This is a genomic window from Vogesella sp. EB (assembly GCF_001037925.1).
Taxonomy (GTDB): domain Bacteria; phylum Pseudomonadota; class Gammaproteobacteria; order Burkholderiales; family Chromobacteriaceae; genus Vogesella; species Vogesella indigofera.
Map to the genome: position 1 here is coordinate 1 of NZ_LFDT01000037.1, position 25,844 is coordinate 25,844.

Below are 25,844 nucleotides of genomic sequence, written 5' to 3' on the forward strand. Positions count from 1 at the left end.
ACTGGTGCGGCCCGCGCTGGCCGGCGCTGCAGGCGATCGCCGCCGCGCTGGCCGCCGACGGGCCGCAGGGCAGCGCGCTCGGCCGACCTTGGGTGGCGGGGTAAGCCGCGGCGCGCAACTGTTTTTGCCGGCGGCTGTCAGATCAGGCGGAATACTGCGACTAAGGCCTGTTGCCCCCGCGAGATCACTGCCATGCTCATCAAGACCCTGACCGACCGCCTGTCCGCCGACATCACCCCGCAGGAGGTCTACCTCAACCGCCGCCAGTTCATGGCCGGCAGCGCCGGGCTGCTGCTGCCGGTGTCGGCCATCGCCGCGTTGCCGGCGACGAAAAGCCCGCTGTCGACCAGCGAAAAACCGAACAGCCGCGACGACATCACCAGCTACAACAACTACTACGAATTCGGCACCGGCAAGGAAGAGCCGGCGCTGTACGCGCGGCGCCTGAAGACGCGGCCGTGGACGGTGACGGTGGACGGAGAGGTGGCCAAGGCGCGCACGTTTGACATCGACAGCCTGCTGAAGATGAAGCTGCAGGAGCGCATCTACCGCCTGCGCTGCGTCGAGGGCTGGAGCATGGTGATCCCTTGGATTGGCTTCCCGCTGGCCGACTTGCTGAAACAGGTACAGCCGACCTCGCGCGCCAAGTATGTGGCATTCGAGACCGCGCTGCGCCCCGGCGAGATGCCGGGCGTGGCGCGGCGGGTGCTGGACTGGCCGTACCGCGAGGGGCTGCGCATCGACGAGGCGATGCACCCGCTGACCATTCTCGCCGTCGGCCTCTACGGCGAGCTGCTGCCGAACCAGAACGGCGCGCCGGTGCGGCTGGTGGTGCCGTGGAAGTACGGCTTCAAGAGCATCAAGTCGATCAGCCGCATCCACCTGCTGGAAAAGCAGCCGCCGACCAGCTGGAACATGGCGGCGCCGAACGAGTACGGCTTCTACTCCAACGTCAATCCGGCGGTGGACCACCCGCGCTGGAGCCAGGCCACCGAGCGCCGCATCGGCGAATTCTTCAAGCGCAAGACGCTGCCGTTCAACGGCTACGGCGAACAGGTCGCCGGCCTGTACCGCGGCATGGACCTGCGACGGAACTTCTGACATGGCCGATAGCACCATCCTCGCCAAGCCGCTGGCCCTGCACTGGCAACAGCCCGGCCCGCGCCTGTTCGCCGCCATCAAGGGGCTGCTGTTCCTGATCTGCCTGCTGCCGCTGGTGCAGTTGCTGTGGCACGCGCTGGCAGGCCATGCGGTGAACCCGATCGAGGACCTGACCCGCGGCCTCGGCACCTGGACACTGCGCTTCCTGCTGCTCACACTGTGCGTGTCGCCGCTGCGCGCGCTGGGGGCGCCGGGCTGGCTGCTGCGCCTGCGCCGCATGCTGGGGCTGTACGCGTTTTTCTACGCCTGCCTGCACCTGCTGACCTATCTTTGGCTGGACCAGTTCTTCGACTGGGCCGCCATCGTGCGCGACATCGTCAAGCGACCGTTCATCACCGTCGGCATGCTCGCCTTCGGGCTGCTGCTGCCGCTGGCGATCACCTCCAGCGACGGCTGGATCCGCCGCCTGAAGCGCAACTGGGGCAAGCTGCACCGCCTGGTCTACGTCATCGCGCCGCTGGGGGTACTGCACTACCTGTGGCTGGTGAAGCGCGATATCCAGTCGCCGCTGATCTATGCCGCCATCCTCGCCGTGCTGCTGCTGTGGCGAGTGTGGCGATACTTGCGGCCAACGTTGGCCGCACGGGTAAAATAGCCGGCGTCTTGCACTGGATCCAGCATCATGTCGAAAGAGAAAGCCCCGGTCACCCAGGCCATCCGCCTGCTGCGCCAGCATCAGGTCAGCTACAGCGAGCACCTGTACAAGTACGAGGAAAAAGGCGGCACCCGTGTCTCCGCGCGCGAGCTGGGTGTCGACGAGCACTGCGTGATCAAGACCCTGATCATGGAAGACGAGCACAAGAAGCCGCTGGTCGTGCTGATGCACGGCGACTGCGAGGTTGGCACCGGCATGCTGGCCAAGCAGGCCGGCGTCAAGAAGATCAGCCCCTGCGACGCCAAGACCGCCGACAAGCACAGCGGCTACCAGGTCGGCGGCACCAGCCCGTTCGGCACTCGCGCCAGCATGCCGGTGTACATGGAAGCCAGCATCGCCTCGCTGGACAAGATCTACATCAACGGCGGCAAGCGCGGCTTCCTGCTCGGCCTGTCGCCTCAGGAGGTGATCCGCGTGCTGCAGCCGGTGCTGGTGCAGGCCGCCGCCAGCTGAGCGAGCGGTTACCGAGCTCGCACGCCAGTATCAGAGCAGCCGGCATTGGCCAGCAACGCGTCGTGCTATTGATATCAATGCGCCCGTTTTGGCCGATGCCCACTCCGGATCACCCCGGTGACCGCTCTTACGCCGCGCGGCTGACGCGGCGGCGATAGGCGCTACGCAGCAGGAAGCCGGTCACCAGCAGGCCGCTCATGGTCAGCGCCAGCGACAGCGTCGATGTCCACACCAGCGGCGCGATCACCCCGGCGATCAGGCTGGAGAACATGGTCTGGGTGAAGCCCTGCATCGACGACACCGTGCCGCGCAGGTGCGGGAACTGGTCCATCAGCACGATGGTGATCGACGGCGCCGACAGCGACATCCCGGTCGAATACAGCGCCAGCGGCGGCACGCTGCTCCACACCGACGGCGGCAGCAGCCACGCCGACAGCACGTTCAGCGCCGCGGCGCCGAACATCAGGGCGTAGCCCAGCGACACCAGCTGCCGCGCATTGCGCCGCCCGGCCAGCCGCCCCGACAGGAAGGCGCCGAGCATGATGCCGCCCACCGCCGGGCCGAACATCCAGATGAACTGGTCGTGGCCCAGCCCCAGGTGCTGCATCACGAACACCGGCGCCGACGGAATATAAAGGAAGAAGCCGGCGAAGTTGAACGACACCGCCAGCGCCAGCAGCTGGAATTCGCGCTTGCGGCCAACCTCCAGATAGTTGCGTGCCAGCTGCCGCCAGGCAAACGGCGGGCGCACCTCGCGCGCCAGCGTCTCCGGCAGGCTGCGCCAGCAGGCGGCAAACAGCAGCAGCCCCAGCAGCGCCATGAACACGAAGATCGAGCGCCAGCCGAAACTGCCGAACAGCAGGCCACCGACCACCGGCGCAATCGCCGGCGACACCGAGAACAGCATCGTCACCTGCGACATCATGCGTTGTGCGTCGTGGCCGTGGAAACGGTCGCGGATGATGGCGCGGCCGACCACCAGCCCGGCACCGCCGCACAGCCCCTGCATGCCTCGGAACAGCAGCAGCGTCGACAGGTCGCTGGCCATCGCGCAGCCGACCGAGGCGATGGCAAAGCACAGGCACGACACCAGGATCACCGGCCGCCGCCCGACGCTGTCGGAAATGGCGCCATGCCACAGCATCATCAGTGCATAACAGAACAGGTACACCGACAGCGCCTGCTGCATCTGCAGCGGCGAAGCGGACAGCGCCACGCCGATGTCGGCCATCGCCGGCAGGAAGGTGTCGATGGAGAACGGGCCGAGGGTGGCCAGCGCGGCAAGCAGCAGGGCCAGCACCGCGTGGCGCTGGCGGGAGGATTCGGGCATAGTCGGCAAAGAACGGGCTAGGAAATATAATCGGCACCGTAGCACGCCACGGCGGCACTGACGAACAACAGTGTGTTCAAGAACTCCCAAGACATAGCAGAAAGTAGCGATTCATGATCCGTTTTTATCACAACCCGCGCTGCTCGAAATCCAGAGAAGCATTAAAACTGTTACAGGAGCGCTCCGCCCCGCTCGAGATCGTGGAATACCTGAAAACCCCGCCCGGCATCGAGGAGCTGCAGCAGCTGTGCCAGGCGCTGGGCGTCAGTCCGCGCCAGATGATGCGCAGCAAGGAGGACGATTACGTCCGCCTGCACCTGGACGACGTGTCGCTGGAAGACAAGCACCTGCTGCAGGCAATCCACAACCATCCGCAGCTGCTGGAGCGCCCGATCGCGCTGCTCGGCGACCGCGCAGTGATCGGCCGGCCGCCGGAACAGGTGCTGTCGCTGCTGTAACGGCGCCGCCCCGCAAAACGACAAGGCCAGCAGACGCTGGCCTTGTGTTTATCCGCTGCGGCCAACGTTCAGAACAGCAGTTCCTTCACGTTTTCCACCGCGTCGCCCGCCGGCGCCGCTTCCTCGGCCGGCGCCGTCTCGTCCGGCGTCACATTGCCGCTACCCGGCACCGTGCCGCGGTTGTTGATGCTCAACTGCGGATTGGTACGCTGGAACTCTTCCATATAGTACTCATCGTTGCCACGCAGGGCGGCACCCGGCCGCACCACGATGCCCGGTGGCGGCGGCAGCTCGATATCCGGCACGCCCTTCAGCGCGTTGTTCATGTAATTGATCCAGATCGGCAGCGCCGCGGTGCCGCCGTAGCCGTAACGGCCCAGGCTGCGCGGCTGGTCGAAGCCGACCCAGGTCACCGCCACCAGCGACGGGGTGAAACCGGCAAACCAGGCATCGCGGAAGTTGTTGGTGGTACCGGTCTTGCCGGAGATGTCGCCGCGCCCCAGCGCGGTGGCGCGGTTGGCAGTGCCGTAGCGCACCACGTCCTTCAGCATGTTGCTGACGATGTAGGCATTGCGCGGATCGATCGCCTGTGCCGCATTGCGCCCCGCCACCGCCGGCTCGGTGCGCGCCAGCAGGCGGCCGCCGGCATCCTCGATGCGGTCGATGAAGTAGGCGCGGGTGCGGTAGCCGCCGTTGGCAAACACGGCATAGCCTTCCGCCATCTGCAGCGGCGAGGCCTGGCCGGCGCCCAGCGCCATGGTCAGGTAGGCCGGGATGTTCTTCGACTCGAAGCCGAAGCGCTGCACGTACTGCTGGCCGAAATCGGTGCCGATCGACATCAGGATGCGGATCGACACCAGGTTTTTCGACAGCGCCAGTGCACGGCGCATCGTGATCATGCCGGCATATTTGCCGTCATCGTTCTTCGGGTCCCAGCTTTGGCCGCCGATGGTCTGCGGATCGACCGTGATCGGCGCGTCGTTGATCATGGTCGACGGCGTGAAACCGCGGTCGAGCGCGGCGGAGTAGACGAAGGGCTTGAAGGTGGAGCCCGGCTGGCGCATGGCCTGGGTCACGTGGTTGAAGCTGCTGCGGTTGAAATCGAAGCCACCGACCAGCGAGCGGATCGCGCCATTGGCCGGATCCATCGCCACGAAGGCGCCCTCCACCGTCGGCATCTGCACGATGCTGACGTTATTGCCCTGCTCCACGATGCGGATCACCGCGCCACGGCGAATACGCTGCACCGGGGTCACCCGTTCCGACAGCGCACTGCGGGCGAAGGTCAGGCCACGGCCGCGGATCTGCAGCTTGCGGCCGCCACGCAGATAAGCGGTCACCGCCGACGGCGAGGCCGACAGCACCACGCCCGGCTGCATATTGCCACTGTCGCGCACCGCGGCCAGCGTTTCATCCAGCGTTTCCTCAACATCGGCGTCTTCCACCTTGCTGAGGTCGACAAACGACTCCGGGCCGCGGTACGGCTGGCGGCTGTCGTAGTCCATCAAGCCGGCACGCAGCGCGTCAAATGCCCACTGCTGGTGGCGGCTGTCGATTGTGGTAAAAACGCGAAACCCTTCGGTGTAGGCGCCGTCCTTGTAACGCTCGTACATCGCCTGGCGCACCATTTCCGCCACGTACTGTGCCGGCAGCGAGGTGTCCGGATTGGCAATGGCAAGGCGCAACGGCTCGCTTCTGGCCGCCTCGTACTGCTCGGCGGTGATGTAGCGCAGCTCATGCATACGACGTAAAACATAGGCTTGGCGTAATTTTGCCCGCTCTGGATTGACAACGGGATTGTAGCTGGACGGCGCCTTCGGCAGACCGGCCAGCATCGCCATCTCGGCCACGCTCAGGCTTTGCAGCGGGCGACCGAAATAGGTTTGCGCCGCGGCGGAGAAGCCGTAGGCACGCTGCCCCAGATAGATTTGATTGAAATAGAGCTCGAGAATCTGGTCTTTCGATAAAGTGTGCTCAATCTTGAACGCGAGCAGCGCTTCATTGAATTTGCGGGTAAAGGTTTTCTCGCTGGACAGGAAGAAGTTTTTGGCCACCTGCATGGTGATCGTGCTTGCACCGGAATGCGTGCGACCGGATACTATGTTGCCGACTGCGGCACGCATTACGCCAATGTAATCAATGCCGCCATGCTGGTAGAAACGCTCATCTTCCGCCGACAAAACCGCCTGTTTCATCAACTGTGGCACATCGCCGATTTTGGTAAAAGAACGCCGTTCCTCGCCAAATTCACCGATTAATACCTTGTCCTGGGTATAGACGCGCAACGGGATTTTCGGGCGGTAATCGGTCAGGACATCCAGACTCGGCAGGCGCGGATAGGTCACCAGAATGGCGATCACGGCCAGGCCCAGCACCAGGATGGTCAGGCCGGCAATAATGCCGGCGGTCACGGAAAGAATGCGTGGCAACATAAGTGGGTAGTGAAGCTCTTGCCTTTCAGAAGGATGGCGCATTATACCTTTTTCAGATAGCGACGATACGTAACGGCGCCTCAGCCGGTCATCGCAGCCGCGCCGCGGATGACCACCAGCCGATCAATGGCCACAAGACCGGAGGTTGGCCGCGCCCAGTCAGCAGTCACGACAGGCGCGGCTTGAAAACGATGTTTGACAAGAAACCCTCACTGGATGTTTCCAGACTGAAAAAAGCGTTGGCGCCGCTGCTGAGCACCACCGAGCACGGCCTGCTCGGCATGGACATCAGCTCCAGCGCCATCAAGCTGGTCGAGCTCAGCAGCGCCGGCCGCGGCCCGCAGCTGGAGCGCTACGTCGTCGAGCCGCTACCCAAGGACGCGGTGGTGGAAGGCAATATCCAGAACATGGAAGCCGTCGCCGAGGCCATCCGCCACGCCCGCCGCCATCTCGGCTCGTCCTGCAAGCGGGTGGCCATCGCCCTGCCCACCGCGATGGCAATCTACAAGAAAATCCTGGTGCCGGCGGCACAGAACCCCGACGACCTGGCCATGCTGGTGGAAACCGAATCCAACCAGTACATCCCGTTCCCGCTGGACGAGGTCAACCTCGACTACCAGGTGCTCGGACCGTCCGCCAACAGCGGCAATGACCTCGACGTAATGATCTGCGCCGCGCGCAAGGAAAAAGTCGAGGAACGCGTGGCGGTGGCCGAAATGGCGGGACTGAAGGTCGACGTGGTCGACATTGATGCCTTCGCCATGCTGACCGCCTTCGAGCAGCTGCAACAGCAGCTGCCTGACCAGGGCATCAACCAGACCTTCGCCCTGTTCGACATCGGCGCCACCGCCATCCACTGCTCGGTGATCCGCAACGGCCAGCAGCTGTACTACCGCGAACAGGCCTTCGGCGGCAGCCAGCTCACCCGCGACATCCAGCGCCGCTACGGCTACAGCCACGAAGAGTCGGAGCACGGCAAGCGCACCATGATGCTGCCGGAAGGCTACGAGAACGAGCTGCTGCGACCGTTCGTCGATTCGCTGGCACAGGAAATCCAGCGTGCGCTGCAATTTTTCTACACCAGCGTCAGCGTGTCGCAGTACCTGCGGGTCGACTACATCCTGCTTGCCGGCGGCTCCAGCATGCTGGCCGGACTGGACGATGCCGTGCTTGGCCGTACCCAGATCAGCACCATGATCGCCAACCCGTTTACCACCATGACGCATTCCTCGCATGTCGAGCTGAAAAACCTGCTGCTGGATGCGCCATCGTTACTGGTCGCGTGCGGACTGGCCCTGCGGAGATTCGACTGAACCATGATCCGGATCAACCTGCTCCCCCACCGCGAACTGAAAAAGGCGGCCCACCGCAAGCGCTTCCAGAACATGCTGGCCGCGGCGCTCCTCGCCGGGCTGGGGCTGTCCTATGCCGGCTACAGCTGGCTGGACAGCACCCTCAGCGAACAGCAGCGCCGCAACCAGCAGCTGGAGCAGGCCATTGCCCAGCTTGACCAGCAGTTGAGCAATATCGAAAACCTGCGACAGCAGCGCATGGCCCTGCTATCGCGCAAAGAACTGGTTGAACAGCTGCAGAATAGCCGCACCGAAGCCACCCGGATTTTTGACCACTTGATCAAAACCCTGCCGGAAGGGGTATTCATCAAGAGTTTCAAACAGACCGGCACCACCATCGCACTGAGCGGCACTTCCTTGTCCAGCGCCCGCGTTTCGGCCCTGATGCGCAACCTGGAGCAGTCCGAGGTGTTCAGCGCACCGATCCTGATCGAGGTCAGTTCCACGCTGGTTGACAATGTGCGCGCCAATGACTTCAGCCTCAGTCTCTCTCTCCGGACACCGGCGACCAGTGCCAGCCAACCCGTGCAGGCCGTACCAGGGGCAACGCCATGACAATGGATGAATTCCGTCAACTCGACCTCAAAAACCTGCCGGATTTGCCACTCGGGCCGCAGATCAGCAGTCTGGTCGTCATGATTGCCGCCATCCTGGGGCTGGCCTACTACTTCGTGTTTGCTGACCTGCAGGACCAGATCGAGCGCCAGCAAGCCAAAGAAGTCCAGCTTAAGGAAAGCTTCCTCGACAAGAAGCGCCAGGTTGCCAATTTGGCCGCGCTGGAAAACCAGCTGAAGGAGATCGAATCGTCTTTTGGCGCCCTGCTCAAGCAGCTGCCGACCAAGGCGGAAATGCCGGCCCTGCTCACCGAAATCAACCAGGCCGGGGTTGGCCGCGGCCTGCTGTTCGAGCTGTTCCGCCCCGGCAGCGAAACCAAGGCGGCACAAATCGCCACCCTGCCGATCCAGATCCGCCTCAGCGGCAGCTATGGCGAGCTGGCGACCTTCGTCAATGACGTGGCCCAGCTGTCACGCATCGTGACCATCGGCGAAATTACCCTGAGTCCGAACGGCGGCGCCAAGGAAGACCGCCTGCAGCTGCAGGCCACCGCCAAAACCTATCGTGCCCTGGAGGCCAGCGAACAGACGGCCAAGGCCGGTAAACCATGATGAAAACAGCCCGCCAACGTCTCGTAATCATCCTGCCCTGCCTGCTGCTACTGAGCGCCTGCGGCGCCGAGCCGGAAAGCATCGAACAATGGATGCAACACGCCGGCAAGGATCTGCATGGCAAGGTCGAGCCCTTGCCACCAATGCAGCCCTATGAGCCTTACCAGTTTCAAAGCGCCCAGCTGGGCTCGCCGTTTGATCCGACACGGCTGCAGCTGGCGCGCAACAAGGTCAAGGGATTGTTCAACAGCAACCGACCACGCGAGGTACTGGAAAACTACGAGCTGAGCCAGCTCAAGCTGACCGGCACCCTGCGCATCAACAAACAGTATTTCGGGCTGATCCAGACGCCCGACAACGGCATATACCGCGTGCGGCCCGGCAGTTTTGTCGGCCCCAACTTTGGCATCGTGCGCAAAGTCAGCGAGACCGAAGTGGTACTGGAAGAAACCGTGGAAAACATCAATGGGGAGTGGGTACAACAAGAAAACACGTTGTACCTGCTACAGCAGGAACAAGGGGCAAAACCATGAACAAGCACTACCTGAAAACACTGGCCAGCAGCCTGCTCCTGGCCGGCCTCTCCCCGGCCCTGCTCGCCGCCAATGCCATCACCGCCATCGATCTCGTCAACAACAGCCAGAACGAACCGGTGCTGGCCATCAGTTTTGCCGCGGCGCCGACCACGCCGGCCAGCTTTTCCATCATCAACCCGCCGCGCATCGCCTTCGACTTCAAGGACACCAGGAACCAGACCGGCAAGAACCTGCTGCCCTTCAACAGCGAGCTGCTCAATGCCGCCACCATCGTCGAAAGCAGCGACCGCACGCGGCTGGTGCTCAATCTCAACAAGAGCAGCGCACACAGCACCCGCATTGACGGCAAGCAGTTGCTGGTGAGCTTCAACGCCGCCGACAAGCCGCTCTCCGCCGACAGCAGCCCGCTTGCCAGTCCCGCTGCGGCCAACCTTGGCATGGCCCGCCAGGTGGCCAATGTCGACTTCCGCCGCGGCAGCAAAGGCGAGGCGCGCATCATCGTCGACCTGCCGACCAGCAACAGTCCGGTGGACATCAAGCGCGAAGGCAACAGCCTGATCGTGGACCTGGCCGGCATCAGGCTGCCGCGTCATCTGGAGCGGCGCCTGGATGTCACCGACTTTGCCACCCCGAGCAGCCGCGTCGATGCAGTCAACCAGAACAGCGGCAGCCGCATTGCCATCCAATCCGGCGGCAACTGGGAATACTCCTCCTACCAGACCGAGCGCCAGCTGGTGGTCGAGATTCGTGCCGTATCGCAGGAAGAGGCCGAGGCCAACCTGCTGGCACAGGGCAAGACCAATTACAAAGGGCAACGCCTGTCGCTCAACTTCCAGACCGTCGACGTGCGCTCGCTGCTGCAGGTCATCGCCGAGTTCACCGGCCTGAACATCATCACCAGTGACAGCGTGACCGGCAGCCTCAGCCTGCGCCTTAACGACGTCCCCTGGGACCAGGCACTGGACCTGATCCTGACCCAGAAAAACCTGGAAAAACGCCAGGTCGGCAACGTCATCCGCATCGCGCCGCGCAGCGAACTGGTCAGCATCGAACGCCAGATTGCCGAAGCCAACCGCATCAAGAAGACATCGGAACCGTTCATCACCGAGACTTTCACCATCCGTTATCGTGCCGCAGAAGAAATCAAGGAGGCGATCAAGGATCTGGGACGGTTTAGCCAAGTGGCGGAAACCGAAAGGGAAAGCAACAGCAGCGAGACCAGCGCCAACTCCCGCTCAGCCACCACGGTCAACAATGCCCTGACGCTGATGGCCGACAGTCGCTCCAACCGCCTGATTGCCCGCGCCGGCGTGTCGATGATCGAGGAAGTACGCAAGGTCATCGAGATTCTGGACGTGCCGCTACGCCAGGTGTTGATCGAGGCGCGCATAGTCGAGGCCAAGGACAACTTCCAGCGCGATCTGGGCGTGCGTCTTGGCGTCACCAAGCTTGGTGGCGACACCGCCATCGGCAACTGGAATGGCGAAGAGGGCTCCGGCATGCCCGTTCCAGGCACCGGCAATCTTGGAGTACCCTCGGTCTGGAATCCCAACATCGACCTACCCGCCGGCCTTGCCGGCGCCTCCATCGGTGCCATCTTCAAAAACGCCAGCACCCTGATCGGCCTGGAGCTGTCCGCGATGCAGGCCGAAGACAAGGGCAAGGTGGTGTCCAGCCCGCGCATTCTGACCGCGGACCGTACCAAGGCGACCATCACCGAAGGGACCGAAATCCCCTACCAGTCCATCGACGACAACGGCAAGTCGACCACTACCTTTAAGAAAGCCAACCTGAGCTTGTCGGTGACGCCGCAGGTGACACCGGAAGACGACATCATCATGGAACTCAACATCACCAAGGACACGCCGAATACCAAACTGTCGCTCGATGCCGGCCCGGCCATCGACAACAAGACCGTCGATACCCAGGTGCGCGTCGAAAATGGCGGTACCGTCGTGATTGGCGGCATTTATGTACAGGAAGAAAACAATGTCGAAAACAAAGTGCCGTTACTGGCCGACATCCCGTTGCTTGGTGTTCTGTTCCGCAACAAGTCCGTCACCAACAACCGCCGCGAACTACTGATTTTCATCACGCCGCGGATTGTCGAAAACGAACTGATTGCCCGCTAAGGGCAGGCGACAGCGTGCCAACACTTCCTTTACAATGCTGGGCATGAAACTGGCAGGCAATATCTTTCTGGTCGGCTTGATGGGTGCCGGCAAAACCACGGTTGGCCGCACCCTTGCCCGCCACACCGGCAAACAATTTTTCGACTCGGATCACGAAATCGAAAAACGCACCGGTGTTCGCATCACCACCATCTTCGACATCGAGGGTGAGCAGCGCTTTCGCGAACGGGAACGCGACACCATTGCCGAGCTGTGCGCGATGGACAACATCGTGCTGGCCACCGGTGGCGGCGCCATTCTGGCACCGGAAAACCGGCTGGCGCTGCGCAGTCACGGCACCGTGATCTATCTGCGCGCCCAGATCGACGACATTCTGGCCCGCACCCTGCACGACAAGAGCCGCCCGCTACTGCAGACCGGCAATCCGCGCGCCAAGCTGGAAGAGCTGTTTGCCCAGCGCGACCCGCTGTATCGCGAAGTGGCCGACCTGACCATCGACACCTCCCATCAAAACGTTAACGTGCTGATTGCCCGCCTGGAACAGCAGTTGGCCGAGATCCTGACCTGCCAAAAGTCCAACTGACCATGAAAACGCTCGATCTTGTTCTTCCCGACACCCGTTACCCCATTCACATCGGTCAGCAGCTACTCGGCAAGATCGAGCTGATTACTCCCCACCTCAAGCAAGCACGCGTAGCCATCGTCACCAACACCACAGTGGCGGCGCTGTATCTTGAGCCACTGCTGCGCAGCCTGGAGCAGGCCGGCATCAGCTGCCTGCCGGTGGTGCTGCCGGACGGGGAGGACTTCAAGACCTGGGACACCCTGAACCAGATTTTTGACGCACTGCTGTCGCACCGCTGCGAGCGTAGCACCACGCTGATCGCACTGGGTGGTGGCGTCATTGGCGACATGACCGGTTTTGCTGCCGCCTGTTACCAGCGCGGCGTACCCTTCATCCAGATTCCGACCACCCTGCTGGCACAGGTCGACTCTTCCGTTGGTGGCAAGACCGCGATCAATCATCCGCAAGGCAAGAACATGATTGGCGCGTTCTATCAGCCCCAGGCGGTGATTGCCGACATGGACTTGCTGGACACGCTGCCGGAGCGCGAACTGTCGGCGGGCCTGGCCGAGATCATCAAATACGGCCTGCTGGGCGACGAGCAGTTTCTGGGCTGGCTGGAACAGAACATGTCCGCGCTGCGCAAGCGCAACAAGCAGGCGCTGGCCTACGCGGTGGAACACTCCTGCAAGATGAAGGCCGATATCGTGGCGCAGGACGAGAAAGAACAGGGCATGCGCGCCCTGCTCAACCTTGGCCACACCTTTGGCCACGCCATCGAGGCCGGCCTCGGCTTCGGCACCTGGCTGCACGGTGAAGCCGTCGGTGCCGGCATGCTGCTGGCGGCTGAAGCGTCACGGCAACTGGGCTGGCTGGATCAAGCGCAGGTCTCGCGGGTGGAGGCGGTACTGCAGCAGGCCGGCTTGCCGACCATCGCACCGGCACTGGGCACCGCGCGCTGGATCGAACTGATGGGCCATGACAAAAAAGTGGAAGGCGGCGAGATCCGTTTCGTGCTACTGCAGTCGCTGGGCCATGCTGTTGTCGCAAAGCTGCCTGCCGCAATCCTGGAGCAGACCCTGAACAGCCGTTTTGTCGGCAGCGCCCCGTAAATACCACTACGCATTTCTACGAATTGCCGCGGCCGGTAGCGCACTGCAAAATGGTTGCTCCAATGAGGAGAGATCACCATGCTGCGCCTACTTGCCGATGTCGCCAAAGCCTTTGATACCGTTGCCGACATTGCCCATCCGGGCGAGCTGATGCACCAGTTGCGCTTCGTGCCGCCACGGCAGCGCGGCATCGACCCGGTCGGCGAAGCCGAGGTGTATCTCACCTACCAGCGCTACAAACGGGCACGACAAGTGCTGCGTCACACCATCCGGACCGAGCCGGACAACCTGCCGGCGCACATCCTGCTGCTGCACACCTACTTCCTGCTGGAAAGCAGCCACGACTACTGCCAGCTGGCCGCAACACTGCAGGCCAAACTGGCGCATCGCCCGGAGTGGGCGCACATCTGCCACGTTGGCCGCAGCCTGGCGCCGGACTATCCGCTGTTCCAGCAGCACCCCCACTGAGCCGCCTTGCTGTAGCACGCACAGAGCAGGTGGCAAACACCTATACATCCCGCCAATCCAGTCCCAGCCTGTCCGCCGCGCGATGGCCACAAGCTGCGGACAGGCGCCCATCGCCAACACACCATCGCGCCCCCCACCCGGTAGCGAGCCACCATCACTTGCCGCGACCTAGTGCACCAGCTCGCACTGCTCCACCCCGTCACGCCGGACACACCGCTTGATGATCCCGGTTTGCGTCAGGGAAATCACCTCCGCTTCGTCCGTCACTTGCAAGCGCGTGGCGCGCAGCACGTAGTAACCCTCGTCGGTGTTGCGTGGCAAGGAGCCGAATGCCAGCTGGTACTGCGCTACCCCGCCGGGTGGCGAAACTGGGGCCGGTAGCGTCGGCCAGCGTGTCGGCGTCAGCTTGTAACTGCCGTGACGATGGTAAAACTCTTCCAGAAAGATCGCATTTTCCTGCAGCAGGGCGATCGCCTGCGCCCGCTGGCTGCGCTGCACATAGCCCTGATACGCCGGCAAGGCGGCCGCCGACAGGATGCCGAGCAATGCCAGCACCAGCAGCAACTCAAGCAGGGTGAAGCCACGCCGCACTAACATGGCAGCGCGCGGATGCGCATCGGCACCGACACCAGCAGCTGCTGGCAGCCGCCGTGCTGATCCTGCACCGTGAAGCGCACCGACTGCACGTTCTTCAGCCCGCCCCACTCCCCGACTTCGAAGCGCGGCACCGACACCAGCAGCTGCGGCGCCGCCGGCGTGGCCTTCAGCGGCAGCACCTGCAACGCCTCCTTGGAGTCGTAGAGCGCCAGCCGGCCACCCGCTCGGTCCTGGTACAACAGCACGCCCTCACTCCAGAGCCGCTCACCGGCACTGAGTGGCGGGCTGGCAAAACAGCCCTGCGGATCCTGATTCAGCTTCATGTTGACGGCACAGACATGCACCGGCTGCTGCCGCAGCAGGGCATCGTTCCTCGCGCGCAACAGCAGTACGTTCAGGCGGCTGATATAGGCCTGCAGCACCCGGTCCCGCACCATGCCGCTCCACGCCGGAATGGCAAACGACAGCACGATGCCGCCGAGCAGCAGCGTCATCAACAGTTGCAATAGTGAAAAGCCACCAACCCGCGACATGCCTGCACCCTCCTCGGCCAACCCTCAACAAATAATGCCATATGATTTTTAATTGGCATTAAAAATCAGAAGGAGGTATCGCAACAAGTTGGCCGCAGTGTGGCGCGCGGCGTCACTCCGCCTTGCGCCAGGCGCGATTGGTAATTTTGCGACGACACATGTTTAACTTATCGATCACCCGTAGCTTTTTACTAAACACCAGCATAGAATGAGCCAATACTCTAGCCAGTGCTGGGCGAGCTCATCTCCAGCAGATAAGGCAGGGCCGTCTAAAGGAGAAATTCATGAGTCCGCAAGAACTGATGCAGCGTAAAGCCAATGCCACCCCGCGCGGTGTGGGCGTGATGTGTTCCTTCTTTGCCGAGCGCGCAAAGAACGCCGAGATCTGGGACACCGAAGGCAAGCGCTACATCGACTTCGCCGGCGGCATCGGCGTACTCAATACCGGCCACCTGCATGACAAGGTGCAAGCAGCCGTTGCCGAACAGCTGAACAAGTTCAGCCACACCTGCTACCAGGTGGTGCCTTACGAGCTGTACATCGAGCTGGCAGAAAAACTGAATGCGATGACCCCTGGCAGCCACGCCAAGAAAACCGCGTTCTACACCACCGGTGCCGAAGCCGTGGAAAACGCGGTGAAGATTGCCCGCGCCGCCACCGGCCGTCCCGGCATCATCGCCTTCGGCGGCGGCTTCCACGGCCGCACTCTGATGGGCATGGCACTGACCGGCAAGGTCGCCCCGTACAAGATCGGTTTCGGCCCGTTCCCGTCCGACGTGTACCACGCGCTGTTCCCGAACCCGCTGCACGGCGTATCGGTTGAAGACTCCATCGCCAGCATCGAGCACCTGTTCAAGTACGACATCGAAGCCAGCCGCGTGGCCGCCATCATCTTTGAACCGGTACAGGGCGAAGGTGGTTTCTACGCCGCGCCGGCCGAATGGGTACGCGCCGTACGCGCCCTGTGCGACAAGCACGGCATCCTGATGATCGCCGACGAAGTACAGGCTGGCTTTGCCCGTACCGGCAAGTTCTTCGCCATGGACCACTACGACGTCGCCCCGGACCTGACCACGCTGGCAAAATCGCTGGCCGGCGGCTTCCCGCTGTCCGCCGTGGTCGGCAAGGCCGAGATCATGGACGCACCGGCACCGGGCGGCCTGGGCGGCACCTACGCCGGCAGCCCGCTGGCCCTGGCCGCGGCCAAGGCGGTGATCGATGCCATCCAGGAAGAAAAACTGCTGGAGCGCGCCAACAAGCTGGGCAGCCAGCTGAAGGAAGTACTGAACGGCCTGAAAGCCGACACCCCGCAGATCGCCGATGTACGCGGCCTCGGCGCGATGATCGCGGTGGAATTCAACAAGGCCGGCAGCCATGAGCCGGATGCCGATTTCACCAAAAAGGTACAGACCAAGGCACTGGAAGCCGGCCTGATCCTGCTGACTTGCGGCGTATACGGTAACGTGGTGCGCTTCCTGTTCCCGCTGACCATCGAAGACGCCATCTTCGATGAAGCACTGCAGAAACTGGTTGCCGCCATCAAGGCCTGATCGCACTCGTTGAAATAGCCTACGGCCAACCTTGCGACACGCAACGTTGGCCGCATCGCCTACAAGGACACCACACCATGCTGAACCTGAAAGACCCATCGCTGCTGCGCCAGCAGTGCTACATCAACGGCGAGTGGCTGGATGCCGACAACGGCCAGACCATCGCGGTAAGCAACCCGGCCACCGGCGAGACCATCGCCCACGTGCCGAAAATGGGCCGTGCCGAAGCCGAACGTGCCGTCGCCGGCGCCGCCGAAGCCTTCAAGAGCTGGAAGAAGAAATCGGCCAAGGAACGCGCCACCATCCTGCGCAAGTGGTTCGACCTGATGATGGCCAACCAGGACGACCTGGCGGTGATCCTGACCTCGGAACAGGGCAAGCCGCTGGCGGAAGCCAAGGGCGAAATCGCCTACGGCGCCAGCTACATCGAGTGGTATGCCGAAGAAGCCAAGCGCATCTACGGCGACACCATTCCGTCCACCGGCGCCGACAAGCGCATCCTGGTAACCAAGGAGCCGATCGGCGTTACCGCCGCGATCACCCCGTGGAACTTCCCCAATGCGATGATCACCCGCAAGGCCGCCCCGGCACTGGCCGCCGGCTGCCCGATGGTGGTACGCCCGGCCAGCCAGACCCCGCTGTCGGCACTGGCCATTGCCGTGCTGGCCGAGCGTGCCGGCATTCCGGCTGGCGTATTCTCGGTACTGACCGGCGGCTCCACCGAAATCGGCGGCGTGCTCACCGGCAGCGACACGGTGAAGAAATTCTCCTTCACCGGCTCCACCGAGGTTGGCCGCAAGCTGATCAGCCAGTGTGCCGAGACCGTGAAAAAGGTGTCGATGGAACTGGGCGGCAACGCGCCGTTCATCGTGTTTGACGATGCCGATCTCGACGCCGCCGTCGAGGGCGCGATGATCTCCAAGTACCGCAATGCTGGCCAGACCTGCGTCTGCGCCAACCGCATTCTGGTCCAGGACGGTGTCTACGATGCCTTCGCCGAGAAATTCGCCGCCGCAGTGGCCAAGCTCAACGTCGGTAACGGCCTGGAAGCCGGCATCACCCAGGGGCCGATGATCGACCAGAACGCGGTGAGCAAGGTGGAAGAGCACATCGCCGACGCGCTGGCCAAGGGCGGCACGCTGGTGACTGGCGGCAAGCGCCATGCGCTGGGCCACAGCTTCTTCGAACCGACGGTGATCACCGGCGTGACGCCGGCGATGAAGGTCGCCAGGGAAGAGACCTTCGGCCCACTGGCACCGGTGTTCCGCTTCAAGACCGAAGCCGAAGCAATCCAGATGGCCAACGATACCGAGTTCGGCCTGGCGTCCTACTTCTACGCCCGCGACATCGGCCGCATCTTCCGCGTGTCCGAAGGCCTGGAGTACGGCATGGTCGCCGTCAACAGCGGCATCCTGTCCAACGAGGCGGCACCGTTCGGCGGCGTGAAGCAGTCCGGCCTCGGCCGCGAAGGCTCCAAGTACGGCATCGAAGACTACCTCGAAATCAAGTACGTGCTGCTGGGCGGCATCGACCAGTAAGGCGTAAACGGGCTGGCCGCTTGCGGCCAACCTTGTGCACAACAAAGCCGGTGTCCGTGACACCGGCTTTGTCATTGGTGCGCCGCAAACCCGCGGCGCCGGCGTCAGAGCTTGCCGGCGTGCAGCACAAGACAGTTACGGCCGCGCTGCTTGGCCTGGTAGCAGCCGTCGTCGGCACGGGACAGTACCGGCTGCGCCCGCTCGTCCTGCGGCTGGATCATGGTCACCCCGATGCTGGCGCTGATGCGGAACGCGCGCTCGCCCAGGTAGACGATGTGGGCGTCGATCGCCTGCAGCAGCTCGCGCAGCATGCGCTCGGCGACTTCCAGCTCGCAGTGGCACAGCAGGATGGCGAACTCGTCGCCACCGAGGCGGGCGACGATGTCGCTGCTGCGCACCTGCTGCTGCATGATGCGCGCCACATCCTGCAACAGCAGGTCGCCGCCCTGCTGGCCGGCGCTGTCGTTGACCGCCTTGAAGTGGTCGAGATCGATCATCGCCAGCACGTGCGGCTGGTAGTGCACGCGGTTGTCGTCGAGCACCTCGCCCAGCGCGGCAAGGAAACCGCGACGGTTGCGCAGCCCGGTCAGCACGTCGTGGCTGGCCTCCCAGCGCTGCTGCTGCATGCGCTGCTGCCGCTCGCCGTCGTCGCGCAGCACCACCACCTTGTAGCCCTGCAGCGCGCCGCTGCCGGCCATCACCGACAGCGTCAGCAGCACCGGCTGCACCCGCATGTCGCGGCTGAGCAGATCCAGCGCCAGCGTCTTGCCGGCGGCGTCGCGCTCGATGTCGCGCAGCGGCACCGCCAGCCCGGTCTCCGGGCTGACCAGATTCATGAACACGCCCAGCAGGCGGCCAAGCACATCCGAGGCCGGCACCCCGAACAGCGCCAGTGCCGGCGGGTTGGCGTATTCCACCTCGTCCATGCGGTTGGTCAGCACCACCGCGTCGCTGATCGAGCCCAGCAGCAGCAGGCTGCGCTCGCGCTCGGCCTGCAGGTGGCCGCGCGCCTCCTCGCGGGCGCTGACATCGCTGACCAGGCCGAGGAAGCGGCGCTCGCCGCCGCTGGCGGCCAGCTCGCTGAAGCGCAGCTCCACCATCACCCGGCAGCCGCCGCGATGCCGCAGCCGGCACAGCAGCTCGAAGCCGCTGCCGGTGGCCAGCAATTGCTGCCACTGTCCGGCCACCTGCGGCAGGCTGTCGGGGTGAATCTCGTCCAGCCAGTGACGGCCGAGCCAGTTGCCGATCTCCGCCGCCGGCAAGCCGGCGACACGCATGCTGGCCGGATTGAGCGATTGCAGGCGCGCCTGCGCATCCACCACCAGCACCCCCATCGGCGACACCTCGTTCAGGGTGCTGAACAGGGCGTCGCGCGCGGCGAGCTGCTGCTCGCAGTCGGCGCGGCGACGGCAGGCGGCCGCCACCTCGTGAGCGATGCGCTGCAGCTCGCTGCAGCCCAGCGCCACTGTCGTGGCGTAGGGGTCACGCTGCAGCACCGTGAGCTGGTTCTGCAGCCGGCCCAGCGGCCGCAGCAGGTGGCGCATGCCCCACCACGCCAGCGGCAGCGACAGCAGCAGCGCGACCAGCAGCAGCAACAGGTAGTGACCACCCAGCACGCGCGCCGGCTGCATTACCTCGTGCAGCGGCAGCACCACCCCGAGCAGCCACGGCACATTGCGCAGCCGCTGGTAGACCTGCAGCGCCGGCACGCCATGGCTGTCGCCCACCGCGGCCTGGCCAGCGGCGCCGCCGAGGGCACGCTGCAGCAACGGTTCGGCCGTCGCCACCGGCATGCTGTCGCCGGCATCGGCGTGCAGGATGGCGAGCTGGCTGCGTACGCTATGGATGGTCAGGAAACCGCCCTGCCCGATGGCGATGTTTTTCAGTTCGCCGAAGAACTCCGGCGAATACAATTCCAGGCTGCCGCCGAGCACCCCGGCGAGCTGCCCCTCGGCGCTGAATACCGGGGCGGTGAACACGATCACGGTGCGCTTCAGCCCGCCACTCATCGGCACCGGCTCCGATACCTGCGGTCGCAGGGAGTCGCGGGTGGCACGGAAGTAGTCCTGATCGGAGACATTGAGGCCGAGCCGTCCCGGCAACCCCGGGTAGTCGGCGATGACGTTGCCCTTGCGGTCGTACAGCAGCACGCTGCTGAACATGCCCTTCAGATAGCGGAAGCGGGCAATCAGCTCTGCGCCCTGCTGCTCGAACTGCTCTGGCGCCAGCTGCAGGTTGGCCGCAGCCTGCTCCAGCAGCACCTGCCGCGTGCGCACGCGGTCGTCGACATCGGCGGCCAACCTTGCGGCCAAGGCTTCCAGACTGCGCGCCTGCACCTCGCGCAGCGCGCTGCGGCTCTGCACATAGGCGCTGCCGCCGGACAGCAGCAGCAGTAGCGCCAGGAACAGGCCGCCCAACACCAGCAGGCGCAGGCGCAGCGTCGACAACAGCACACTCTTGAACATGACCCGGCTCGGCACTCCTCGGCAACGGTTGGCGATGGCAGGCGGCGGCGCCGCTCAATGCAGCTTCGGCGCGTGCTCGGTGACCGGAATCCCGGCCTGCTGCAGGCAGGACTGTAGGTCCTGCCACACCAGACTGCGATCCGGGCTCAGGTCCGGCGTCAGCAGCCACGGCGTATGGGCCAGCAGCTGCTGCGAGCCGCCCAGCAGGCGCACATCGTAGGCCTGGTGTTCCGGCTGGTATTCCGCCTCGGCGTGCAGCCCGTCCGGCAGTTCACTGCCGGAGAGCACCGCCATGGTCAGCGCGAAACGCTTGCGGTTGTAGGCGGCAGTACCGGCGGCCAGCGCCTCCCACCACGGCAGCGGCATGAACAGCTCGGCCTCGCCGTACACCATTTCCGCCGAGAGCGCCTGCTGCACCAGCGGCATGGTGGCGTCCAGCGCCTCGCGCGCGTGGCGACGCACCTGCGCCAGCGGCAACTTGCCACGCTCGACGATGAACGGCAGCCACGCCAGCACCAGCTGCGGCTCGTTGACGGTGGAGGCGGCCTCGAAACTGGCGCGCGAGGCGGCGACATCGTGCAGCGCCAGGTCGCAACCGGCGTCCATGGTCGGCGCCAGATGCACCAGCGACTGGCAGCTGCGCTCGGCCAGGCTGTCGACGGTGAAGATGGTCGGCGACATCCACAGGATGGTTTCCGGCGCCAGCGTCAGCGCCTCGGCCAGCTGCGGCTCCACCTGCTCCAGCAACGGGAAGTGCCACCACACCCCGCCCTGCGCCCGCGAGAACACCACCGGGAACGCCCACAGCTCGTAGGAGGCGACATTGCCGTCCGGCCGCATCACCTCTGGAAAGGCGATGGTGTCGTGGGCGCAATCCAGCAGCAGCTTGCGCGCCGGCGGTTCGGCCTGCAACGCCAGCTGCGACTCGGTAAACACCGCCTGGTCGCCACCGGACAGCGCCTGCTGTACCAGCGCCGCCAGCTGGATGCGCTTCACCGGGTTCTGCACCGCGTCGCGGCTGAGGGCGACCAGCTCGGCGATGCGCGCCTGTCGCTCCGCCGGCGGCAGCGGCTCGGTCGGCACCAGACGGAAATCTCGCTCCTTCGGTGCCACCTCGCGGTCGATATAGGCTTTCTGCAGTCGCTGGTAGACCTGCATCGCCTCGTCGCAGATCTTCTGCAATTGTGCGGCGGTCGGGATCTCGCCCCAGAAGTTGAAATCGAACAGGCGGAAACCGGAGTTGGTGACGTAGTGCGTCAGGTGATGGCTTTCGTCGTACAGCACCACGCTACGGAAGCCGTCCTGGTCGCGGCCGTCAAACGGCGTCAGGTCCATGCCCACCAGACGACAGACGAACACCGGTTCCTGGGTATGAATCACGTATTCGTAAGGCTCCAGCCCCTTCTCTTCGACGGCGTCACCAAAGATGAAACGGCTGGGAATGAATGGATCGCCCTTGATCGGGACATTGCGCGGATGGGATTTCATGCGTCTGGCGTCGATACTGCCTTGTAAAACCGCCGATTTTACTCCGACGCCAGAAGCATAGCTAACAGTTAGGCTAATTTAGTGCCAGCTGGTAACGCTGGAACACCACATCGCGCTGCCAGCCCATGCTGGCGTACAGCGCCTGTGCCGCGGCATTGTCGACGGCGGTCACCAGATCCAGCCTGACCACGCCCTGCGCCGCGGCCACGCTGGCCGCCGCCTGCAACAGCGCCCGCCCCGCGCCACTGCGCCGTGCGTGCTCGGTCACATACAGGTCGTTCAGCAACCACACCGGCGCCGCCAAAACCGAACTGAACAGCGGACAAAGCTGGGTGAAGCCCAGCAATTCACCGGCGCGCTGGTACACCAGAATGGTGGTATCGCCCTGCAGCAGCCGCTGGCGGATGAAATCATGCGACAGCTCAGCCTCGTCGTGACGGCCGTAGAACTGGCGGTAGCCATCGAACAGCACCGACAGCTGCGGCAGATCGGCCTGCGTCGCCAGCCGCACGCCGTCCTGCTGCGTCTGCGCCGCCAGGCTGCGGCGGCACTCGTCCAGGCTGCGGCGCTGGCGTCCGTCGGCGTCGAAGTTGGCCGCATCCAGCCACGCTTCCAGCACGGCACGGTTGGCCGGCCACTCGCTGTCCAGCAGGCTGAACCAGGCGGTGTCGCGGTTCAGCCCCCAGTTCACCCGCGCCTGACGGAAGATGCCCTCGAAGGTGAAGCCCAGCCGCGGCGCGGCGCGCATCGACGGCGCGTTCAGCGCATTGCACTTCCATTCGTAGCGACGGTAGCCCCAGTCGAACGCCTGCCGCATCAGCAGGTACATCGCCTCGGTGGCCGCCACGCTACGCTGCAGCAGCGGCGAGTAACGCAGCCAGCCGATTTCGATCACCCCGCCCGCCGCGTCGATGCGCAGGTAGCTGCAGCTGCCGATCGCCTGGCCGCTGGCCTGATCGACGATGGCGAAGAACAGCGGGTCGCGGCTGTCTTCCATCATGCCGAACCAGCTGTCCCAGTCGGCATCGCTTTGCGGGCGCGGCATCAGGTAGGCCCAGTCGCGGCCGTCCGTGTCCAGCTCCAGCGCCGCGCGCAGCCCGGCGCCGTGCTGCTGGCGGCTGAACGGCTCCACGCGGCAACTGCGCCCCTGCAGGGTGACGCGCTGCGGCGGGGTGGCGCCCTGCCAGTTGTCCACCGTCACGCCCAGCGCGCGGCCGTACTGATCGTATTGCATATCCATGTTCAACCTCCGCAGCCGCAATCGGCGGCCGTGTTGATATCGCAGCTGGCACCGCCAGCCACCGTGGGGTAGCCGTCACGCTTCCACCAGTCCAGCCCGCCCTGCAGCTCCTTCACCGTAAAGCCCAGCTCGGCCAGCTTCAGCGCGGTCTTGGTGGAGGCATTGCAGCCGATGCCGTCGCAGAAGGTCACCAGCAGCACGTCGCGCGGCAGTTGCACGGTGCTGACAGCATCGATGCTGCGATGCGGCAGGTTGATGGCGCCGGGCAGGGTTTCGGCGGCATAGGCCGCCGGCGAGCGGCCATCCACCAGCAGCAGCGCCTTGCCCTGCTTCTGCCGCTCCGCCACATCCCAGCTGTCGATCTCGTACGCCAGTTTGGCCTGGTAAAACGCGATTTGATCCATTCTGTTTCCGCTCCGTTGGTATCCCGACCACTTCATGGTAAAAACATTCACGGCCCTGTCCAAGGGCCAGTTGATGACAGCGAAGGGGAACCACTTTGCAAGCAGCATGGATCAGCGAGGCGCTGGCCGCCAGCCTGGAGCGGCACAGCAAGGAAGGGCTGTCACGACAGCTGATGCGGCTGCTGCGACAATGGATCAGCGACGGGCGCCTGGCCGGCGACACACTGCTGCCGGCCAGTCGCGAGCTGGCAGCCAGCCTCAAGGTTGGCCGCAACACGGTGCTGAACGCCTATGAACAGCTGCAGGCAGAAGGCTACCTGAGCACGCGCCACGGGGCCGGCACCTATGTCACCGGCCTGTTCTGCCAGCGGCAGCAGACGCCACTGCCGGCACGGCGCCTGCCGCTGGGACTGTCGGCGCGCGGCGCCAGCCTGTTCGCCAGCTGCGGCCTGCCGCAGGGGTTAAGCGGCGCCTTCGCGCCGGGGGTGCCGGAGATCCGCCAGTTCCCGCATCACTGCTGGCAGCAGCTGCTATCGCGCCACCAGCGGCAAGCTCATCCGGCGATGCTCAACTACACCGCCGATGGCGGCCTGCCGGCGTTGCGCGAGGTACTGGCGGAATACTTGCAGCTGTCGCGTTCGGTGCGCTGCCGGCCGGAACAGATCCTGATCACCCACGGCGCGCAGCAAGGACTGGAGCTGACCGCCCGGATGCTGGCCGACCCTGGCGACATCGCCTGGGTGGAAGAGCCCGGCTATGCCGGCGCCCATGCCGCGTTCCGCGGTGCCGGCCTGACGCTGCTGCCGGCACCGGTCGACGCCGAAGGTCTGGCGCCGCAGTTGGTCGCCGATCCGCGCCCGCCGCGCCTGATCTACACCACACCCTCGCACCAGTATCCGTCCGGGGTAGTAATGAGCCTGTCGCGGCGACTGGCCTTGCTGCAGCACGCCGAACAGGCACAGGCGTGGATCATCGAGGACGACTACGACAGCGAATTCCGCTACCGCTCGCAACCGTTGCCGGCGCTACAGGGCATGGCACCGGACGAACGGGTGATCTACGTCGGCACCTTCAGCAAGGTAATGTACCCCGGCCTGCGCATCGGCTATCTGGTGGTGCCGGATGCGCTGATCGACGCCTTTCGCAGCGCCAATGCCCGCCTCTACCGGGAAGGGCAGTACCCGGTGCAGGCGGCGCTGGCCGACTTTATCGCCGCCGGACACTTCGCCCGCCACGTGCGCCGCATGCGCGAGCTGTATCGTGAGCGGCAACAGCTACTGCGCCAGGCACTGGCCGACTCCGCCGCCGAGCGGCTGGTTTTGTCGCCCGGCGAGGCCGGCATGCACCTGGTGGCCAGCCTGCCACCCGGCGTGCAGGAGCAGACACTGAGTCAGGCTGCCGCGACACAGGGCGTCTGGCTACGGCCACTGGCGCGCCACTATCTGGCGACGCCGCAGCAGCAAGGCCTGGTACTGGGCTACGCCGGCGTCGACCAGCAGGCGATCCGGCATGGCACCCAGGTACTCGCCAGCCTGCTTCAGGAGCAAGGAAAAAAATGATGAACAAGCCGCCACTTCTGGTCAGCGCCTGCCTGCTGGGACCACCGGTACGGTATGACGGCCACGGCAAGGCCATGCCGTCACCGCTGCTATTCGAATTGGCCCGTCGCTATCAGCTGTTCAGCATCTGCCCGGAGTGCCTGGGCGGCTTGCCGACGCCGCGCCCAGCGGCCGAGATCAGCGGTGGTGACGGTGGTGACGTACTGGATGGCCGCGCCCACGTTATCACGCAGACAGGGCAGGATGTCAGCCGTGCCTTCATCGACGGCGCGCGACAGGCACTCGACAGCGCCATCCGCCACAGCTACCGGCAGGCACTGCTCAAGGCCAACAGCCCGTCCTGTGGCAACAGGCGCGACCACTTCGATCAGCAGTTACAGCCCGGCAGCGGCATGACGGCTGCTCTGCTGCAACGGCACGGCATTAGCGTATTCAATGAGAACGAGATGGACAGGCTGCTGCTCACCAAGCCGCAACCATAGCGGCCGACAAGCGCGGTCTGGCTCCCTGCCGGCCGCGGCGGTGTGACACCCCGTTAACAGCAGGTGATCACCGTGCAGACGAATAACTACCACCCCAAGCGGAAGCCGTGCAGGGCTTGGCAGCCAGATAAAGCGCATCACGGGGAATGGCAATCGGATAGAAGCTGC

The 25,844-nt window shown here is 64.5% G+C and carries 24 protein-coding genes; 16 read left to right on the forward strand and 8 right to left on the reverse strand.

The annotated features are described in order from the left end of the window. Positions 1 to 192: 192 nt before the first annotated feature. The 3 genes from msrP to ybaK are packed head-to-tail and all read left to right on the forward strand — an operon-like array spanning position 193 to position 2,269. A complete protein-coding gene (gene msrP, locus ACG97_RS15330) occupies positions 193 to 1,101 on the forward strand; it encodes a protein-methionine-sulfoxide reductase catalytic subunit MsrP (protein ID WP_047968251.1) in 909 nt (302 codons plus the stop codon). Between the two features lies 1 nt (position 1,102). Further along, positions 1,103 to 1,756 (forward strand): sulfite oxidase heme-binding subunit YedZ, encoded by a 654-nt coding sequence (locus ACG97_RS15335; protein WP_047968252.1) that lies wholly within the window; start codon positions 1,103 to 1,105, stop codon positions 1,754 to 1,756. A 27-nt stretch (positions 1,757 to 1,783) separates the two neighbouring features. Then, entirely contained in the window at positions 1,784 to 2,269 is a 486-nt protein-coding gene (ybaK, locus tag ACG97_RS15340) for a Cys-tRNA(Pro) deacylase (RefSeq protein WP_047968253.1), read from the forward strand. 127 nt (positions 2,270 to 2,396) lie between these two features. Here ybaK and ACG97_RS15345 read toward each other — a convergent pair whose 3' ends face one another. Continuing rightward, positions 2,397 to 3,599, reverse strand: coding sequence for a multidrug effflux MFS transporter (locus ACG97_RS15345; RefSeq protein WP_047968254.1), 1,203 nt, complete (start codon positions 3,597 to 3,599; stop codon positions 2,397 to 2,399). 113 nt (positions 3,600 to 3,712) lie between these two features. Between ACG97_RS15345 and arsC the strand changes: the two genes are divergently transcribed. Next, complete coding sequence (arsC, locus tag ACG97_RS15350; protein ID WP_047968255.1) at positions 3,713 to 4,057, forward strand: arsenate reductase (glutaredoxin); 345 nt, start codon at positions 3,713 to 3,715, stop codon at positions 4,055 to 4,057. A gap of 68 nt (positions 4,058 to 4,125) precedes the next feature. On the opposite strand, the gene ACG97_RS15355 is transcribed toward arsC, so the two are convergent. Next, positions 4,126 to 6,489, reverse strand: a complete 2,364-nt coding sequence (locus tag ACG97_RS15355) for a penicillin-binding protein 1A (RefSeq protein ID WP_047968256.1) — start codon at positions 6,487 to 6,489, stop codon at positions 4,126 to 4,128. Positions 6,490 to 6,680: 191 nt separating this feature from the next. Between ACG97_RS15355 and ACG97_RS15360 the strand changes: the two genes are divergently transcribed. From ACG97_RS15360 to ACG97_RS15395, 8 genes are all read left to right on the forward strand, one after another. Next, a complete protein-coding gene (locus ACG97_RS15360) occupies positions 6,681 to 7,802 on the forward strand; it encodes a pilus assembly protein PilM (RefSeq protein ID WP_082133826.1) in 1,122 nt (373 codons plus the stop codon). Positions 7,803 to 7,805: 3 nt separating this feature from the next. Beyond that, positions 7,806 to 8,396, forward strand: coding sequence for a PilN domain-containing protein (locus ACG97_RS15365; protein ID WP_047968257.1), 591 nt, complete (start codon positions 7,806 to 7,808; stop codon positions 8,394 to 8,396). Continuing rightward, positions 8,393 to 9,007 (forward strand): type 4a pilus biogenesis protein PilO, encoded by a 615-nt coding sequence (locus ACG97_RS15370; RefSeq protein ID WP_047968258.1) that lies wholly within the window; start codon positions 8,393 to 8,395, stop codon positions 9,005 to 9,007. Before ACG97_RS15365 ends, ACG97_RS15370 begins: the two co-directional genes overlap by 4 nt. Continuing rightward, positions 9,004 to 9,540: a pilus assembly protein PilP gene (locus tag ACG97_RS15375; protein WP_202902800.1), complete on the forward strand. Its 537-nt coding sequence runs from the start codon at positions 9,004 to 9,006 to the stop codon at positions 9,538 to 9,540. The genes ACG97_RS15370 and ACG97_RS15375 overlap by 4 nt, the downstream gene beginning before the upstream one ends. After that, complete coding sequence (pilQ, locus tag ACG97_RS15380; protein WP_047968259.1) at positions 9,537 to 11,675, forward strand: type IV pilus secretin PilQ; 2,139 nt, start codon at positions 9,537 to 9,539, stop codon at positions 11,673 to 11,675. Before ACG97_RS15375 ends, pilQ begins: the two co-directional genes overlap by 4 nt. 43 nt (positions 11,676 to 11,718) lie before the next feature. Further along, on the forward strand, positions 11,719 to 12,258 hold the full coding sequence (gene aroK, locus ACG97_RS15385) for a shikimate kinase AroK (protein ID WP_369793047.1): 540 nt from the start codon (positions 11,719 to 11,721) through the stop codon (positions 12,256 to 12,258). A 2-nt stretch (positions 12,259 to 12,260) separates the two neighbouring features. After that, positions 12,261 to 13,352: a 3-dehydroquinate synthase gene (gene aroB / locus ACG97_RS15390; RefSeq protein ID WP_047968260.1), complete on the forward strand. Its 1,092-nt coding sequence runs from the start codon at positions 12,261 to 12,263 to the stop codon at positions 13,350 to 13,352. 78 nt (positions 13,353 to 13,430) lie between these two features. After that, positions 13,431 to 13,820: a FimV family protein gene (locus ACG97_RS15395; protein ID WP_053068208.1), complete on the forward strand. Its 390-nt coding sequence runs from the start codon at positions 13,431 to 13,433 to the stop codon at positions 13,818 to 13,820. Between the two features lie 168 nt (positions 13,821 to 13,988). On the opposite strand, the gene ACG97_RS15400 is transcribed toward ACG97_RS15395, so the two are convergent. After that, positions 13,989 to 14,417 carry a type IV pilin protein gene (locus ACG97_RS15400; RefSeq protein WP_047968261.1) on the reverse strand — a complete coding sequence of 143 codons (429 nt, stop codon included), beginning with the start codon at positions 14,415 to 14,417 and terminating at the stop codon, positions 13,989 to 13,991. After that, a complete protein-coding gene (locus ACG97_RS15405) occupies positions 14,411 to 14,950 on the reverse strand; it encodes a Tfp pilus assembly protein FimT/FimU (RefSeq protein ID WP_156168063.1) in 540 nt (179 codons plus the stop codon). Before ACG97_RS15405 ends, ACG97_RS15400 begins: the two co-directional genes overlap by 7 nt. Positions 14,951 to 15,234: 284 nt before the next feature. Here ACG97_RS15405 and gabT point away from each other — a divergent pair, with 284 nt between their 5' ends. Together gabT and gabD are read left to right on the forward strand one after the other, a co-directional pair. Next, entirely contained in the window at positions 15,235 to 16,500 is a 1,266-nt protein-coding gene (gene gabT / locus ACG97_RS15410; RefSeq protein WP_047968263.1) for a 4-aminobutyrate--2-oxoglutarate transaminase, read from the forward strand. Between the two features lie 77 nt (positions 16,501 to 16,577). Beyond that, positions 16,578 to 18,038 (forward strand): NADP-dependent succinate-semialdehyde dehydrogenase, encoded by a 1,461-nt coding sequence (gene gabD, locus ACG97_RS15415; protein ID WP_047968264.1) that lies wholly within the window; start codon positions 16,578 to 16,580, stop codon positions 18,036 to 18,038. A gap of 104 nt (positions 18,039 to 18,142) precedes the next feature. Here the strand turns inward: gabD and ACG97_RS15420 are convergent, their stop codons facing one another. The 4 genes from ACG97_RS15420 to ACG97_RS15435 all read right to left on the reverse strand — a co-directional run bounded on the left by ACG97_RS15420 (position 18,143) and on the right by ACG97_RS15435 (position 23,635). Further along, complete coding sequence (locus ACG97_RS15420; RefSeq protein ID WP_047968265.1) at positions 18,143 to 20,503, reverse strand: diguanylate cyclase domain-containing protein; 2,361 nt, start codon at positions 20,501 to 20,503, stop codon at positions 18,143 to 18,145. A 54-nt stretch (positions 20,504 to 20,557) separates the two neighbouring features. Further along, positions 20,558 to 21,991, reverse strand: a complete 1,434-nt coding sequence (locus ACG97_RS15425; RefSeq protein ID WP_047968266.1) for a hypothetical protein — start codon at positions 21,989 to 21,991, stop codon at positions 20,558 to 20,560. Positions 21,992 to 22,064: 73 nt separating this feature from the next. Beyond that, a complete protein-coding gene (locus ACG97_RS17395; protein WP_047968267.1) occupies positions 22,065 to 23,231 on the reverse strand; it encodes a GNAT family N-acetyltransferase in 1,167 nt (388 codons plus the stop codon). Positions 23,232 to 23,233: 2 nt separating this feature from the next. Continuing rightward, positions 23,234 to 23,635: a rhodanese-like domain-containing protein gene (locus ACG97_RS15435; RefSeq protein ID WP_047968268.1), complete on the reverse strand. Its 402-nt coding sequence runs from the start codon at positions 23,633 to 23,635 to the stop codon at positions 23,234 to 23,236. A 95-nt stretch (positions 23,636 to 23,730) separates the two neighbouring features. Here ACG97_RS15435 and ACG97_RS15440 point away from each other — a divergent pair, with 95 nt between their 5' ends. After that, positions 23,731 to 25,194, forward strand: coding sequence for a PLP-dependent aminotransferase family protein (locus tag ACG97_RS15440; RefSeq protein WP_047968269.1), 1,464 nt, complete (start codon positions 23,731 to 23,733; stop codon positions 25,192 to 25,194). Next, positions 25,191 to 25,676, forward strand: a complete 486-nt coding sequence (locus tag ACG97_RS15445) for a DUF523 domain-containing protein (RefSeq protein WP_238377367.1) — start codon at positions 25,191 to 25,193, stop codon at positions 25,674 to 25,676. The genes ACG97_RS15440 and ACG97_RS15445 overlap by 4 nt, the downstream gene beginning before the upstream one ends. Positions 25,677 to 25,844: the final 168 nt, after the last annotated feature.

Excerpts from the sequence above, each read along its gene's own strand:
- ACG97_RS15360 (WP_082133826.1), top strand. The coding sequence starts at position 6,681 with ATGTTTGACAAGAAACCCTCACTGGATGTTTCCAGACTGAAAAAAGCG.
- ACG97_RS15400 (WP_047968261.1), bottom strand. The coding sequence starts at position 14,417 with ATGTTAGTGCGGCGTGGCTTCACCCTGCTTGAGTTGCTGCTGGTGCTG.
- ACG97_RS17395 (WP_047968267.1), bottom strand. The coding sequence starts at position 23,231 with ATGGATATGCAATACGATCAGTACGGCCGCGCGCTGGGCGTGACGGTG.
- ACG97_RS15345 (WP_047968254.1), bottom strand. The coding sequence starts at position 3,599 with ATGCCCGAATCCTCCCGCCAGCGCCACGCGGTGCTGGCCCTGCTGCTT.
- ACG97_RS15375 (WP_202902800.1), top strand. The coding sequence starts at position 9,004 with ATGATGAAAACAGCCCGCCAACGTCTCGTAATCATCCTGCCCTGCCTG.
- ACG97_RS15370 (WP_047968258.1), top strand. The coding sequence starts at position 8,393 with ATGACAATGGATGAATTCCGTCAACTCGACCTCAAAAACCTGCCGGAT.
- ACG97_RS15445 (WP_238377367.1), top strand. The coding sequence starts at position 25,191 with ATGATGAACAAGCCGCCACTTCTGGTCAGCGCCTGCCTGCTGGGACCA.
- ACG97_RS15420 (WP_047968265.1), bottom strand. The coding sequence starts at position 20,503 with ATGTTCAAGAGTGTGCTGTTGTCGACGCTGCGCCTGCGCCTGCTGGTG.
- aroB (WP_047968260.1), top strand. The coding sequence starts at position 12,261 with ATGAAAACGCTCGATCTTGTTCTTCCCGACACCCGTTACCCCATTCAC.
- msrP (WP_047968251.1), top strand. The coding sequence starts at position 193 with ATGCTCATCAAGACCCTGACCGACCGCCTGTCCGCCGACATCACCCCG.
- gabT (WP_047968263.1), top strand. The coding sequence starts at position 15,235 with ATGAGTCCGCAAGAACTGATGCAGCGTAAAGCCAATGCCACCCCGCGC.
- aroK (WP_369793047.1), top strand. The coding sequence starts at position 11,719 with ATGAAACTGGCAGGCAATATCTTTCTGGTCGGCTTGATGGGTGCCGGC.
- ACG97_RS15425 (WP_047968266.1), bottom strand. The coding sequence starts at position 21,991 with ATGAAATCCCATCCGCGCAATGTCCCGATCAAGGGCGATCCATTCATT.
- ybaK (WP_047968253.1), top strand. The coding sequence starts at position 1,784 with ATGTCGAAAGAGAAAGCCCCGGTCACCCAGGCCATCCGCCTGCTGCGC.
- ACG97_RS15335 (WP_047968252.1), top strand. The coding sequence starts at position 1,103 with ATGGCCGATAGCACCATCCTCGCCAAGCCGCTGGCCCTGCACTGGCAA.
- ACG97_RS15405 (WP_156168063.1), bottom strand. The coding sequence starts at position 14,950 with ATGTCGCGGGTTGGTGGCTTTTCACTATTGCAACTGTTGATGACGCTG.
- ACG97_RS15355 (WP_047968256.1), bottom strand. The coding sequence starts at position 6,489 with ATGTTGCCACGCATTCTTTCCGTGACCGCCGGCATTATTGCCGGCCTG.
- ACG97_RS15395 (WP_053068208.1), top strand. The coding sequence starts at position 13,431 with ATGCTGCGCCTACTTGCCGATGTCGCCAAAGCCTTTGATACCGTTGCC.
- ACG97_RS15435 (WP_047968268.1), bottom strand. The coding sequence starts at position 23,635 with ATGGATCAAATCGCGTTTTACCAGGCCAAACTGGCGTACGAGATCGAC.
- arsC (WP_047968255.1), top strand. The coding sequence starts at position 3,713 with ATGATCCGTTTTTATCACAACCCGCGCTGCTCGAAATCCAGAGAAGCA.
- pilQ (WP_047968259.1), top strand. The coding sequence starts at position 9,537 with ATGAACAAGCACTACCTGAAAACACTGGCCAGCAGCCTGCTCCTGGCC.
- ACG97_RS15365 (WP_047968257.1), top strand. The coding sequence starts at position 7,806 with ATGATCCGGATCAACCTGCTCCCCCACCGCGAACTGAAAAAGGCGGCC.
- gabD (WP_047968264.1), top strand. The coding sequence starts at position 16,578 with ATGCTGAACCTGAAAGACCCATCGCTGCTGCGCCAGCAGTGCTACATC.